Source organism: Ochrobactrum teleogrylli, from assembly GCF_006376685.1.
Taxonomy (GTDB): domain Bacteria; phylum Pseudomonadota; class Alphaproteobacteria; order Rhizobiales; family Rhizobiaceae; genus Brucella; species Brucella teleogrylli.
Genome location: NZ_VEWL01000027.1, coordinates 1 through 13,097 on the forward strand (window position 1 = coordinate 1; position 13,097 = coordinate 13,097).

Genomic DNA, 13,097 nt, shown 5'->3' on the forward strand with positions numbered 1-13,097 from the left:
CATCTGGCTGGCATGAAGGACAGCCGCGTCATCGTCGCCATCAACAAGGATGAAGAAGCGCCGATCTTCCAGGTTGCCGATTACGGCCTCCTCGGTGATCTCTTCACCGTGCTGCCGGAGTTGCAGAAGGCTATCTGATACACTCAAAAACATCCCTATTGCCTGAGTTATCCAGGCGATGGGGATGTTTCATTACGGCCAACCTCAGGAACAAAGCCGTGAAAACGATTCTTGACTGGCAATCTGGGGCTTATCAGTCGGACGTTATGTCGGTGCCCTGGCAGAGACTTTCCAATAACCCTGTTTGACATCATGTCTTAATATCCATGCTTTCTCAGCTATTTTTGTGCCTCTTGCTGTTTCGTAAGAAGATATGGCCAGAAGGATAACATCTGTCTGGCGTTCAGATCTCCCCCCCGTGACAACACCGTCGCTGAACATTACGACCGCCTCCGTCTCAACATTTGCGTCAGTGACCCGGACTTTGCATCCGGGATAGGCGTGCGTGTGCGCGAATTCAAATTGCATGGCAGTTTCCCTTCTACAGGTTCATCAGGTTGGCTCTTTCGCATCTCGAAATCCAGCCGACCGTCGGCTTTCCTCTCTCTGTGCCCGGAACGATATTTTCAGCATCGGCGAGAATCGTACTTGACAAAAATATACGCTAAAATATATTTTTATGTATACGGAAATGGTGGATGCCAAATCCGTTGCGCGGGGCATGTCAGTGCCTGTGAATCACATAAACTTAGGTGGCGGTGGTCGTCGGCCTACTGTCATTCTGGAAGAGGTAATGATGTATTATTTCGCTTACTGCACCTGGCTGCACGATATCGAAATCGGCCGCTATATGCCGGAGGCCAAGTCGATCACGAAGGGTTATGCGGCCAATCACGCGCTACGCTTCCATGCTGCGGGCGAGCGCAAGGACCGTGGCTGGTGCCACTTTCTCAATACGGCGGAAGCTTATGGCGAAAAGGCTTTCGGCGTTGTATTCGAACATGATGAAAAGCACTTCGAAGAAGATTATGACGACTTCGAACGTTGCTGCGTCACCGTCTATGGCGACGACGGCAAGATGTATGATTGCTGGACTTACCGTCTCATTACTCCTGGCATTGCAATGCGTCCGCCGAACTTCTACTGGGAGCATATTCCGGCAGGCCTGAAGCAGTGGGGCTTTCCTCAAGACTATATCGACAAAGTGCAGGGCGTTTTCGATGCAGCTGGTGAGTGCCCACGCGCCGATCGTCCCAATCCATCCAAGATACCGGGGCGGGGTGCGGAAACGCGATAAGGTATTACAAGGCGATGGGTATCCCGTCGCCTTAAACACCAAAGATAAAAACAAACAGTGGGGAACTTTTAATGAATAAGCGTCGACTTCCATTTATGAGCGCGGTTTGCGCCTTGACTTTGATGACGTCAGGCCAAGCCTTTGCGCAGGACGCGGCATCGCTTGTGCCGCAGGAAATCCGTGATCGGGGCGTACTTACTGTCGGTTCGCAGCAGACATTTCCGCCCATCGAATTTCGCGAGCCGGGGAGTCAGGAAGTCAGCGGCGCCAGCGCTGACCTGTTGCGGGAAATTGCCAAGCGCCTCAATTTGAAAATGCAATTCGTGCAAGCTGAATATTCGGCGCTCATCCCGGGCATTGAAGCAAAACGCTTCGATATGGCTTCGGGCGGTATCAGCGACACTGAAGAGCGCGAACAGAAGCTCGATTTCGTCAATTACATGATGTCGGGCGGCAGCATGCTGGTGCGCGCTGAAGACGACAGCAAATACAAAACCATTGCTGATTTCTGCGGCAAAAAAGTCGCGACGCTTCTCGGCAGCCGGGTGATCATGGCAAAAGTCGAAGAAGCCTCCGCCACATGTCAGAAGAACGGAGCAGCCGCAATTGTTGCAGAGCAGTTGCCCTCTGCACCCGATGCGCGCATGCAGCTCGACCTCAAGCGCGTCGACGCCTATCTGGGCGACTTCCCCGCGCTGGTCTATATGGGGTCTCAGTTTCCCGGCAAATACGCAATCGCCGGCGGCAACTATATTCTGACGCCTTACATCACTTCCTGGGGTTTCGCGAAAAACCAAAGCGGGTTACGGGATGCGATCAAGAAAGCGACCGAAGAAATGCGGGCTGATGGCGCGTATCAATCCATCATGGACAAGTGGGGCGTAGGCGGCGGCGTTCTTCCGGAAATCACCATCAATTTGCCTGCAAGCAAACGTAATTGATATTGGAATCAGGGCAATGGATGCCAGTACTATTCACCCAACCTCCAACCTGCCAATCATTCACCGGCGCCGCTGGGGCTCGTGGGTTTTAGGCGCCATTGTCCTGGCTTGCGTAGCGTCCATCGCATGGGCGTCATTGCGGGCACAGATTCTCGATTTCGTGATCTTCAAAGACTATATTTTTAGTCCAATGATCGTCATGGGCGCGGTCAATGCCCTCGTGCTTGGAACACTGGCTCTGGTTATCGCGACGCTGATAGGATTTGTCTCCGCATTGATGCGCGTCAGTGGTAACCCTATACTGTCGGGTATTTCAGCAGTCTATGTCTATCTGTTCCGCGGCACGCCAATGCTGATCCAGCTTATATTCTGGTTCAATGCCGTGCCGATCATGTTTCCAAGCATCTATATCGCGCTTCCATTTATGGAAATGCCATTGATCGATGCGCCAACCACTTCGGTGGTAACACCCTTCCTTGCCGCGTTGGCAGGTCTCAGTCTGGCTGAAGGCGCCTATATGAGCGAGATCATTCGGGGCGGCATTCTGGCGGTGGACAGGGGGCAGCGCGAGGCTGCGACGGCGCTTGGCATGACGCAACGCAAGGTGCTGACACAAGTGGTCATTCCGCAGGCGGGTCGTATCATCATACCGGCGGCAGGCAACCAGTATATCATGCTGCTGAAATCGTCATCCCTAGCATCGGCCATCGGCTATCTGGAATTGTTGCGTGTGGCGACAGATATCTATTCCTCCAATTTCCACGTGGTGGAACTGCTTGCAGTGGCCGCTTTCTGGTATCTCGTGATGACCGCCTTTGCGACCGCGATCCAGACCACGCTAGAGAAGGTATTTCCGCAACGATGAGCGCGACAGCTAAAAATATGCCAGCAGTGTCGGCGATAAATGTGTCAAAGAACTGGGGCGCCGTGAATGCTTTCAGCGGGGTGAGTTTTGATGTTCCAACGGGGCAGGTCGTTGCATTGCTTGGCCCCTCGGGCGCTGGAAAATCGACCATGCTGCGCTGCCTCAACCATCTCGATCGCATCAGTTCGGGCAGGATTTATGTCCATGGTGAACTGATTGGGTATCGGGAAACCGCGATGGCTTTACATGAGCTTTCTGACCGCGAACTGAGCCGCCAGCGGCAAAAAATCGGCATGGTGTTCCAGCACTTCAACCTGTTCCGTCATATGACGGCAATTCAGAATGTCATGAGCGGCCCTGTGCACGTTTTGAAGCGTCCAAAAGCCGAAGCTGCCGAAGTCGCCATGGCTTTGCTGGACAAGGTTGGCCTGAAAACCAAAGCGGCTTCTTATCCCTCGGCGCTATCCGGCGGCCAGCAACAGCGCGTTGCCATCGCTCGCGCCCTGGCGATGGAGCCTCGCGTGCTTTTGCTTGACGAGCCGACAAGCGCGCTTGATCCAGAACTGGCGCAGGAAGTCGTGGTGACCATCCGCGCACTCGCCGAGGAAGGTCAGACCATGGTGATCGCAACCCACGACATGGCGATTGCACGCGATGTCGCGGATCGTGTCATCTTCATGGAAGGTGGTCAGGTGGCGGAAGATGCGCCATCGGCCAAATTCTTCACCAATCCAGACAGTGAGCGGGCGCGACAGTTTCTTGCGCGGGTATTGCCTGCCTCTAAAATGTCCGGATGATTCGGAGACTGAAAATGGCGGAAAAGAAAGACTCGGGCGGCGAGCCCATCGCGAAAGATGTTCGGACTCGCATTCGCAGTATGATTCTGGGCTCCGAGTTGAAGCCAGGTCAGCGCTTGCTTGAAGAAGAATTGTGCGAGCGGCTTGGCGTCGGGCGCACGCCGGTTCGCGAGGCTCTCCTGCTGCTGAAGGGCGAGGGATTGCTTGGCCGGGGACGCGGCTGGGTTGTCGAAAATGTCGACCGCAGCCAGATAAGAGCCATATTTGAAAGTCGCGCGGCCATTGAAGGGGCGACAGCTAGGCTTGCCGCCCGCCATGCGCCAGCACAAACCTTCGATGACCTTCAGCGGTTGATCGATGCTATGGAGCCGGGGGAGGGGCTGACCCGTCCCGAACTCAATCGTCTCAATAACGAGTTTCACAATCTCATTGTGGGCGGTGCGGACAATATGTTTCTCTCCCAGTTCCACGAGCGAACACAGTTTCATTACTGGATGCTGCGGGTTCCGATCCTGTTTTCCAATGAGGAAGTGCAGGAGACAAATCTTCAGCATCGCAAGATCGTCGATGCTCTGATTGCACGTGATGAAGATCAGGCCGAGCGCGCTGCGCGCGAACACGTCGAAAAGACCATGGCCATTATCGAACCGGCAATCCAGATCTAACCAAGTTCGAACCCGCTGATGAACGTCCACTCCTGGTTTCCACAACCGGGAGTAGCGAGAACTATTGTCAACTTTCCCCTCTAGAGAAACCCATATGAACACCATTTTCCAAAAGCTTCACCACATCTGCATCGTCGTCAAAGACCTTGAGAAGACCGTGGCCTATTATGAGAGCCTCGGCGTTGGGCCTTGGTTCGACTATCCGAAGTCGGGCGAGTATCTGGAGTTTGATGTCCCGAATAAAGCGGCATCCAAGGCCATGCGCTATAAGTGCGCGAACCTCGACAATGTCCAGATCCAGCTTTGTGACCCCGGTGTGCTGGATTCTCCGCAAAAGCGTTTTCTCGATGAAAATGGCGAGGGCGTTTATCACCTCGGTTTCGAGGTGGAGGACCGCGATGTAGCCGAAGCCCATGGACGTAGTTTGGGCCTACCAGTAATCGCACGTGGCAAACGAACAGATGGTGGTGGCTTTTGCTATTTCGATACGCGCAGCGAGGCTGGCGTCGTTCTCGAAGTCCGAAAATCCTGAACTTGGCCATGATTCCTCACTACGTCGCCACTCTAGGCAAAGGGATCAATCGTCGATCGATCTGGCGTGGCCGCGAGAGCGTTTTTCTGTGCCTGTTGGCAATGGCGCTCTTTGCGGCTTCGGATGCAATCGCAAAGAAACTGTCAGTGAGCTTTCATCCCATTCAGATAGCGTGGTTTCGCTATCTGGCGGCTGCGGCGCTGCTTATTGTCATATGTCTGCGAACAGGATTGCCTAGACCAAGTGCACGTCCGGGTGAACAGATCACACGCGGGTTTGGCATGGCGGGTGCGACGATCCTTCTGGTTATGGCGTTGAGATTGCAGCCAATGGCGGAAGCTACGGCATTGGTGTTTCTATCTCCGTCATTTGTCACGCTGCTATCCGTTCTTCTGCTGAAGGAGCGGGTGAACTCGTCTCGTTGGCTTGGCGTCGCGGGCGGATTGATCGGGGTCATGGTTATTCTGCGTCCCGGCCTTTCCGCCTATAATCCGGCAGCATTGTTTTCAATCGCCTCTGCGGCCTGTTGGGCTACCGCCATGGTGATGACACGCAAGGCAGTGCTGGTCGATACACTCGAAACGACGCTGGCCTATTCGGCAATAAGCGGACTTGTCGTGCTCACGCTCGGCCAGCCTTTCGTCTTTGTTGTGCCCAACCTTCTCGAAGGTACGATGGCTGTTTTGATGGGCTTGCTGTGGCTTGCAGCGCATGTGGCCATCGCTGTTGCCTATCGCAGACCGGAAGCACAACTCTCCCGGCTCGCGCCGGTTTCCTATACCCATCTATTATGGGCAGTCGGGCTCGGCTATCTTGTCTTCGGTTCGATCCCGGACGCGCTGACACTTCTCGGAGCCGCTGTCATCGTATTAAGCGGATTGGCTACTTTCAGAATGCCATTGCGATAAGACTAAATCAACTCAACGATCTGATATGTCGTATCAGATCAAGAGCGAATTTTCCCTAAGTACGCGCCAGATCGGAACAATCAATATGCAGGATACGGTAATTCTCGTCGGTTGCGGCAATATGGGCTTTGCCATGCTCAAAGGCTGGCTCGACAATGGCATTCTGAAAGCAGGCGATGTTCACGTCGTCGAGCCGACGGATGCGCTGCGCGAACGTGCAGCTGGCGCTGGCGTTCACGCCTATGCCAGCGCGGATGCGCTGCCTGCTGACCTTAAGCCGCGCATGATCCTGGTTGCCGTCAAGCCGCAGGTGATGAACGCTGTCCTGCCTGCCTATAAGCGCTTTGCGCCTGCCGCCACCTTTGTCAGCGTTGCAGCTGGCATTCCGGTTGCGCTGTTTGAAAATCATCTGGGCAGCGACGCGGCCATCCTCCGCTGCATGCCCAACACGCCTGCCGCCATCGGCAAGGGCATGATGGTGACCTTTAAGAACACCAATGTGACCGCCGACAACGAGGCTTTCGTCGCGCGCCTGCTCGCAACGTCGGGCAAGGTCGCCAGCGTCGATGACGAAACGATGCCGTCACGGCGGTTTCGGGTTCAGGCCCGGCCTATGTGTTCCACTTCATCGAAGCCTTGACCGATGCTGGTGTTACGGCCGGTCTGCCACGCGAAACGGCGGCACTTCTTGCCATGCAGACCGTGATGGGTGCGGGCGCGCTTGCCGACGCCAGCACCGACACCCCGTCGAAATTGCGTGAGCAGGTGACGAGCCCGAACGGCACCACGGCGGCAGCGCTTGACGTGCTGATGGGTGGCGACCGTCTCAAGACACTCGTTGCCGAGGCCGTTGAAGCAGCGCGCAAGCGTTCGGTGGAACTCGGCAAGGCTTGATGGAGTAGGCCACACGCGAGGATCACCTATAGCCTGGAGTGCTTATCGGGCAGCGAGTATTGCACGACATATTTAAGTTGCCGATCATGAGCCAATGGGACGAGCCGCGAGGGCATCATGAATGTAACTCAAAAACGAACTTGCAGCCTGTGACATGGGGCGCGAGTTGACCGATATAATATCGTACGATTCCGTAATACGCGGTGCAAACGGTTTGAGCAGCACATCGGGAAAACGAACATGTTGCCCGCTCTGAACAAGGCTGGCACTGAGTGGGTCAACCAATCCCACACCAGCATTCAGCTCCACCATTAACAAGACTTGCACGGATGAGTCGACTGTCAGGTTCGATTTGAACGCGAGCTTTTCTTCTCTATATGCCGAGAGCAATGGATGAAACGTCTCATGTTCGGGCCCGAATGTGATCCAATTGCTTTCACCGAGCAAGGATGGCGAAAGCATTGCCGCGCTGACTGCCGGATGGGATCGATTGACGGCGCAGTAGCATTCCAACTCTATCGACATCGTATCATATTTGGGCGAGGCAATTCCGGTGTCAGTGATGCCGATATCGGCTTGTCCTGTTTCGATCATTTCACGCACCGACACTGCATTGCGTGTTTTCAGAGTGCAGTTTGTTTCCGGCCAATGCTGTTGAAATTGTTGTACAATAATTGGCAAAAACCCTAGCGAGGGGCCCGGTACCGCGGCGAGGCGCACACCTCCTCGCATTCCGCGGCCCGCATGACGAAAGCTTAAGTTGAGACGATCAAAACCGTGCAGGACTTCAATAATCTCGTCACTGAGTAGATGTGCTTCTGGCGTGGGGCGCAACCGTCCGCCCTCGCGTCTGAACAATTGGTAGCCGACGTGATCCTCAAGCGTTGCAAGCATCTTGCTCGCGGCAGGCTGGGATATGAAAAGCCTTTCGGCTGCAAGCGAGACCGACTGCGTTTCGTATATTGCGCTGAACAATTTCAGTTGTCGGATATTCACGTCCGTTTCCTTTCACTGAACGCCTGACAGCATATTCCGTTTAGCTATACCAACATAATATGAATTCATTTTTTTCATTTATCGGTTCGTTCTATTCTCCACAGAAACCAATGAAAGCCTCGCGAAATCAGCGAGGCACAACAATGGGGAACATGATGAACATCAGAAACAGTATGGCCGCTTTAATCGCGGGTGCTTCTCTCGCTTTCCTGCCTGCGCTTGCATTTGCAGGGGAAGCGCTGGACCGCATTACCTCTTCCGGCGTGATCAAGGTCGCGACTTCTGCAAATTGGGCGCCGCAGAGCTTCATGAATGATAAAAACGAGATGGATGGATTTGACGTCGAAGTGGCGCGGGAGATCGCAAAACGGTTAGGCGTCAAGGTAGAGTTCGTGACGCCGGCATGGGAGCTTATTACGGCAGGCAAATGGCAAGGGCGATGGGATGTTTCTGTTGGTTCTATGACACCCACGAGCACACGCTCCAAGGTGCTCGCTTTCCCGGCGATCTATTATTATTCGCCCGCTGCTTTCGCGGTGCATGAAAAAAGCGCTCTCAATGACATTTCTGCCTTGGAGGGAAAGCGGATCGGTGTGTGCGCGGGATGCACGTTCCAGTTCTATCTGGAACATGACCTCAAGATCGATGCTGCGGGAACACCGCCCTTTGAATACGCCGTGCAACCCGGCGAAGTGGTTACCTATCAAGGCGTTCAGGCCGTGTTTGACGATATGCGTCTTGGTGATGGCGTGCGCCTCGACGCGCTTCTGGACGCGTTGCCTTCGATCCAGCAAGCGATCAGCAGCGGCTATCCGATCAAGGTGATTGGCAAGCCGGTTTTCTACGAACCAATGGCCGTGGCCATAGATCTCGGAGACGATGAGTTTTCCAAAAAACTCGCCGATATCATTGCCAAAATGCATGCGGATGGAACGCTCAGCGCACTTTCAAAGAAGTGGTACGGCGGCATCGACTACACGGTCGCTGAATAAGTCGGCAAACGGTGTGTGTAAGCACGCCGTACAGGGCTCGAGGAGAATGCCCACATGCTTTATCCTGATACTGTCGAACGTGAACCTTTGATCCGGAAGCCGTTGTTTCTCGGAGCATTGCTTCTCGGCGCAACGATTTTTTTCGCAGCCGTGAATCTCACCAATACAGGGTTTGGTGAAATCATGCGTCCCGCTATCGGTGCGCCTGAACTATCCGGTTATTTCGGCCGCGTATCCATCGCGCTGGTTCTCGGACTTCTGTTCATTCTGAATCTATACGCAATCAGCTTTCTGCCGAGAGCGGTACAGCTGGCCGTGATCTGGCTCGAACTGACGGGGCTGTTTCTGGCGTTCTTCTATAGTTTCAACCTCGACATCAGCTTTATTCGAGGTAAGCTGTGGTTCATGATCGCACAGGGTGTTTTCACGACGCTCTACATCTCGAGTATTTCGATCCTGTTTGCATCCGTGCTGGCACTCGCCGGGGCCATTGCCAAGCTGTCATCCAATAATTTCGCAAACGCGGTTGCCAGCTTCTACACTTCGTTCTTCCGCGGTGTGCCGTTATTGATGCAGGTCTACATAATCTATCTCGGGCTGCCGCAGCTTGGATATGTGATCAACGCCGTCCCGGCAGGCGTTCTTGCTCTCTCCCTTTGTTACGGCGCCTATATGACCGAAATATTCAGAGCGGGTATCCAATCCGTTCCGAAAAGCCAATGGGAGGCATCCCGTTCACTTGGTTTCGGTTTCGGACTGACCATGCGTCGCATCATCTTGCCGCAGGCTCTGCCGCTCATCATTCCCCCGACGGGTAACCAGTTCATTTCGATGCTGAAGGATAGCTCCCTCGTGTCCGTCATCGGCGTATGGGAACTGATGTTCCTCGCCCGGACGCTTGGAGCCAAGGACTTCAAACATCTTGAAATGCTCATTACGGCGGCACTGATCTATTGGCTACTTTCGATTGTGCTGGAACTGCTGCAAGCCAGGCTTGAAGCACATTTCCGAGCCAAGTCGCGTTGAAGGACAGGGCCATGAATAAATCCATTATCCGAATGGAAAACGTGAACAAATGGTATGGTTCATACCAGGCCTTGAGAAACATCAATTTTTCCGTCGATCCAGGCGACCGCATCGTGATCTGTGGCCCTTCGGGCTCGGGTAAGTCGACGTTGATCCGCACGCTGAATTGGCTCGAGGCACATCAGCAAGGACATATCATCGTAAACGGCATCGAGCTTGGTCCGAAGATGCGTCATATCGACAAGGTGCGCGCCGATGTGGGCATGGTGTTTCAGCACTTCAATCTCTTTCCGCACATGACGGTGCTGGAGAATCTCATGGCAGCGCCGATGTGGGTGCGAAGGGTGCCGCGCGAAACGGCCCAAAAGCGGGCGATGGCTTTTTTGCAGCGCGTTCATATCGGCAATCAGGCCGATAAATATCCTGCCCAACTGTCGGGGGGGCAACAGCAGCGTGTGGCAATTGCCCGCTCGCTATGCATGCAGCCCAAGGTCATGCTTTTCGACGAGCCGACATCCGCACTCGATCCCGAAATGGTGGGTGAAGTATTGGAAACGATGATTGAGCTGGCGCGTGACGGTATGACCATGGTTTGCGTCACCCATGAAATGGGATTTGCCAAAGCTGTGGCCGACCGCATTGTCTTCATGGATGGCGGTGAGATCATCGAGGAAAACGATCCCCAAAGCTTTTTCTCGCATCCAGCCAATGACCGAACGCGAAATTTTCTCGGTGAAATTCTGCGGCATTAAAGCGGCTTTGCCGGTTGCACAGATGGGCGGTTCAGTACCGGATTTTTGGTGCGAACTGGCCAAGACAGGGCAAAAGAAGGAACAATAACATCATGAATAGCAATTATAGCCGAACGGCTGATGTCGTTATTATCGGCGGCGGTGTGAATGGCGCTGCGACAGCTTTCTTTCTGGCAAAAATGGGTGCCGGGAGCATTACTGTCGTGGATCGAGCATGGCCGGCAGCCGGGGCATCCAGCCGGGGAATGGGCCTTCTGCGAACTTATCATGCCAATGATCCCGAAGCAGAACTGGCTATTCGCAGCAATGAAATATTCCGGAATTGGGGGGACATCGTCGGTGGCGATTGCAGCTTCAACCAAACGGGCTTTCTTTATCTCGAAAATGTTTCCCGGCGTGCGGCAGTGCAGGCGAATATAGATCGGGTCAACCGATTGGGCGGGGAGGCTTATCTCCTGGATAGCGCTGAGTTGAAGAAACTGCAGCCGTTCATGAATACCGAAACGAGTTGTGCAGCTTGGGAGCCGCGTTGCGGTTGCGCCTATGGTGCGCATGTGACGGATTCCTTTTTAACGGCTGCAGCACGCTTGGGCGTGACTCTGTCTACCCGTAACGAAGTGCGTTCCATCCTGGAGCGCGACGGCAAGGTCATCGGTGTCGATACGCAAGAGGGCCGGATTGAAGCGGGAACTGTGATCCTGGCAGCAGGAGCCTGGTCGGGCGCTTTGGCAAGCACTATCGGGCTAAGTCTGCCGGTGATCCCGCGCCGTTTGTCCATAGGGCGGGTTCACCTGCCTCGGGAAATTGTTTCACCAGCGACTTTTCTCGATGCAGAATTCGATACGTCATTCCGGCCTGAAGCAACCGGCCTTGCCACGATCTCCATGCGCGATACCCGATACGGATCACCGATGGATCCGGCGAACTTACGCGACGATGTGGAAGAACAGGCGGTTCGGGACGGAATCAAGCGGTTGAGCGTCCGTATTCCAGCGGCCAGTCGAGCGGTCGGGGGGCGTAGCTGGGTGGGTGTGGATGGCTTTACGCCCGATCTTAAGGGGATCTATGGCAAAGTGTTGGGGCTGGACGGGCTTCTGGTTTGTGCAGGCGCCAGCGAAAAAGGCTTCAAGGTTTCGCCTGCGGTCGGACAGGGGCTTGCTACCATTGCCGTGCATGGAAGCTGTTCCTGGCTGGAAAATCCAGCGTTTGCTTTTGATCGATTTGATGAAGCCCATTCTGCACAGGACGTTCACAAGGAAATCAGCGTCAGCGAGTTGATATGACCTTCTGTGCAATTGAAATGGCTAAAAAGCATGTCTGACATCAGCGATATCCTCATCATCGGCGGCGGCGTTATCGGCAGTGCCATTGCCTATTTCCTGACGCGAGATGCCACCCATCCAATACGCGTAACTGTCATCGAGCGCGATCCGAGCTACGCTTCAGCTTCCTCTTCCCTTTCGGCCAGTGCAATCCGCCAGCAATTTACTGCACCGGAAAACATCGCGCTGTCACAATACGGGATCGGCTTCATTCGCGACACGATCCGCCATCTTTCTGTCGAGAATTATCCGGCAGATATTGGCTTTCTAGAAAGAGGCTATTGGTCCGATCAATGCCTTGACGATCCTGGCAGAAGCGGGAGACTTGCGACGTTTCAATCATCATCGTCAGTTCCTGAAGTTCTGTGGTATGGATCTGGCAACCATCCAATCAGGAATGTTTCGCGGTCAGACAAAGCTCTCCAAATATGGAAATGCGCGATTGAGACGGACTTTATGGATGGCAGCTCAGGTTGCGATATTGCAGCGCCCCAATAGCTTTCGCGACAAGTTTGAGCGCTACATCACAAAAGATCGACACAACCCCCATTTACGCCGCAAGGCGTTTACAGCAATCGCCGCCAAAATGGCTCGAACCGTGCACGCGGTCATCAAAAGCGGCGAAACTTATCGTCCCTTTTATGAGGGGGCGATCCACAGCGGAAGGACCTTTCTCTGACAGTGTCGTGGAGGCGCTGGCAATTGCCGCGACCTCGTAGATAATTTTCAGGCCTTCCGCTCGATGGCAAAAGGATATCGTCTTAAGGACGGTGAGAGCCGCGATAACGCGTGCTCTGTGTTTGTTATAGGAGAGACCGTTCGTTGACGATCGGCGCGGCCTATAACATGATTAAACGCATCGGTAAAAAGACCGACGCGATAATGACCTGTTGCTAAAAACAGGTGTTCATTCCGAATATAGGACGTTATCAACCCTTATTGTCTTCGGATAGCCGGCACGACGACACACTTTCTCAAGTGTCTGAACGACATCCTCACCACGATAACTGAAGCGCGGATCGGTTGCCGGCGCGTAGCGTGAATGCGTATCGACAATAGTCAGAATCCGGAGTTTCTTTCCTGTTGCCAGCTGATCATGCACAAAGTCCA

12 protein-coding genes and 5 pseudogenes are annotated in these 13,097 nt (G+C 54.1%); 15 read left to right on the forward strand and 2 right to left on the reverse strand.

The window, feature by feature from the left end:
• The 9 genes and pseudogenes from FIC94_RS21930 to proC all read left to right on the forward strand — a co-directional run.
• A pseudogene (locus FIC94_RS21930) lies at window positions 1-138 on the forward strand (electron transfer flavoprotein subunit alpha/FixB family protein); the annotation flags it as partial.
• A gap of 655 nt (window positions 139-793) precedes the next feature.
• Window positions 794-1,297 carry a gamma-glutamylcyclotransferase family protein gene (locus FIC94_RS21935; RefSeq protein ID WP_235892092.1) on the forward strand — a complete coding sequence of 168 codons (504 nt, stop codon included), beginning with the start codon at window positions 794-796 and terminating at the stop codon, window positions 1,295-1,297.
• Window positions 1,298-1,368: 71 nt separating this feature from the next.
• Complete coding sequence (locus FIC94_RS21940; RefSeq protein WP_140026421.1) at window positions 1,369-2,238, forward strand: ABC transporter substrate-binding protein; 870 nt, start codon at window positions 1,369-1,371, stop codon at window positions 2,236-2,238.
• Window positions 2,239-2,254: 16 nt separating this feature from the next.
• Window positions 2,255-3,103, forward strand: a complete 849-nt coding sequence (locus tag FIC94_RS21945; RefSeq protein WP_140026422.1) for an amino acid ABC transporter permease — start codon at window positions 2,255-2,257, stop codon at window positions 3,101-3,103.
• Between the two features lie 41 nt (window positions 3,104-3,144).
• Window positions 3,145-3,900, forward strand: coding sequence for an amino acid ABC transporter ATP-binding protein (locus tag FIC94_RS21950; RefSeq protein ID WP_328592148.1), 756 nt, complete (start codon window positions 3,145-3,147; stop codon window positions 3,898-3,900).
• A 14-nt stretch (window positions 3,901-3,914) separates the two neighbouring features.
• Window positions 3,915-4,565 carry a GntR family transcriptional regulator gene (locus FIC94_RS21955; RefSeq protein WP_180918112.1) on the forward strand — a complete coding sequence of 217 codons (651 nt, stop codon included), beginning with the start codon at window positions 3,915-3,917 and terminating at the stop codon, window positions 4,563-4,565.
• 94 nt (window positions 4,566-4,659) lie between these two features.
• Window positions 4,660-5,097: a VOC family protein gene (locus FIC94_RS21960; RefSeq protein ID WP_140026425.1), complete on the forward strand. Its 438-nt coding sequence runs from the start codon at window positions 4,660-4,662 to the stop codon at window positions 5,095-5,097.
• A gap of 8 nt (window positions 5,098-5,105) precedes the next feature.
• Window positions 5,106-6,005, forward strand: coding sequence for a DMT family transporter (locus FIC94_RS21965; protein ID WP_140026426.1), 900 nt, complete (start codon window positions 5,106-5,108; stop codon window positions 6,003-6,005).
• An 85-nt stretch (window positions 6,006-6,090) separates the two neighbouring features.
• Window positions 6,091-6,899: pseudogene (gene proC / locus FIC94_RS21970) on the forward strand (pyrroline-5-carboxylate reductase).
• A gap of 84 nt (window positions 6,900-6,983) precedes the next feature.
• Here the strand turns inward: proC and FIC94_RS21975 are convergent.
• Window positions 6,984-7,895 (reverse strand): LysR family transcriptional regulator, encoded by a 912-nt coding sequence (locus tag FIC94_RS21975; RefSeq protein ID WP_140026427.1) that lies wholly within the window; start codon window positions 7,893-7,895, stop codon window positions 6,984-6,986.
• Between the two features lie 155 nt (window positions 7,896-8,050).
• Between FIC94_RS21975 and FIC94_RS21980 the strand changes: the two genes are divergently transcribed.
• The 6 genes and pseudogenes from FIC94_RS21980 to FIC94_RS22005 all read left to right on the forward strand — a co-directional run.
• Complete coding sequence (locus FIC94_RS21980) at window positions 8,051-8,887, forward strand: transporter substrate-binding domain-containing protein (RefSeq protein WP_140026431.1); 837 nt, start codon at window positions 8,051-8,053, stop codon at window positions 8,885-8,887.
• 54 nt (window positions 8,888-8,941) lie between these two features.
• Complete coding sequence (locus FIC94_RS21985; RefSeq protein ID WP_140026428.1) at window positions 8,942-9,913, forward strand: amino acid ABC transporter permease; 972 nt, start codon at window positions 8,942-8,944, stop codon at window positions 9,911-9,913.
• Between the two features lie 11 nt (window positions 9,914-9,924).
• Window positions 9,925-10,665, forward strand: a complete 741-nt coding sequence (locus FIC94_RS21990) for an amino acid ABC transporter ATP-binding protein (RefSeq protein ID WP_180918113.1) — start codon at window positions 9,925-9,927, stop codon at window positions 10,663-10,665.
• Between the two features lie 14 nt (window positions 10,666-10,679).
• Window positions 10,680-11,948, forward strand: a complete 1,269-nt coding sequence (locus FIC94_RS21995) for an NAD(P)/FAD-dependent oxidoreductase (protein WP_140026429.1) — start codon at window positions 10,680-10,682, stop codon at window positions 11,946-11,948.
• 30 nt (window positions 11,949-11,978) lie between these two features.
• Window positions 11,979-12,254: pseudogene (locus FIC94_RS22750) on the forward strand (FAD-dependent oxidoreductase); the annotation flags it as partial.
• 13 nt (window positions 12,255-12,267) lie between these two features.
• Window positions 12,268-12,666, forward strand: a pseudogene (locus FIC94_RS22005) (transposase); the annotation flags it as partial.
• 249 nt (window positions 12,667-12,915) lie between these two features.
• Here FIC94_RS22005 and FIC94_RS22010 read toward each other — a convergent pair.
• Window positions 12,916-13,097 (reverse strand): annotated as a pseudogene (locus FIC94_RS22010) (integrase catalytic domain-containing protein); the annotation flags it as partial.

Excerpts from the sequence above, each read along its gene's own strand:
- FIC94_RS21935 (WP_235892092.1), top strand. The coding sequence starts at position 794 with ATGATGTATTATTTCGCTTACTGCACCTGGCTGCACGATATCGAAATC.
- FIC94_RS21940 (WP_140026421.1), top strand. The coding sequence starts at position 1,369 with ATGAATAAGCGTCGACTTCCATTTATGAGCGCGGTTTGCGCCTTGACT.
- FIC94_RS21945 (WP_140026422.1), top strand. The coding sequence starts at position 2,255 with ATGGATGCCAGTACTATTCACCCAACCTCCAACCTGCCAATCATTCAC.
- FIC94_RS21955 (WP_180918112.1), top strand. The coding sequence starts at position 3,915 with ATGGCGGAAAAGAAAGACTCGGGCGGCGAGCCCATCGCGAAAGATGTT.
- FIC94_RS21960 (WP_140026425.1), top strand. The coding sequence starts at position 4,660 with ATGAACACCATTTTCCAAAAGCTTCACCACATCTGCATCGTCGTCAAA.
- FIC94_RS21965 (WP_140026426.1), top strand. The coding sequence starts at position 5,106 with ATGATTCCTCACTACGTCGCCACTCTAGGCAAAGGGATCAATCGTCGA.
- FIC94_RS21980 (WP_140026431.1), top strand. The coding sequence starts at position 8,051 with ATGAACATCAGAAACAGTATGGCCGCTTTAATCGCGGGTGCTTCTCTC.
- FIC94_RS21985 (WP_140026428.1), top strand. The coding sequence starts at position 8,942 with ATGCTTTATCCTGATACTGTCGAACGTGAACCTTTGATCCGGAAGCCG.
- FIC94_RS21990 (WP_180918113.1), top strand. The coding sequence starts at position 9,925 with ATGAATAAATCCATTATCCGAATGGAAAACGTGAACAAATGGTATGGT.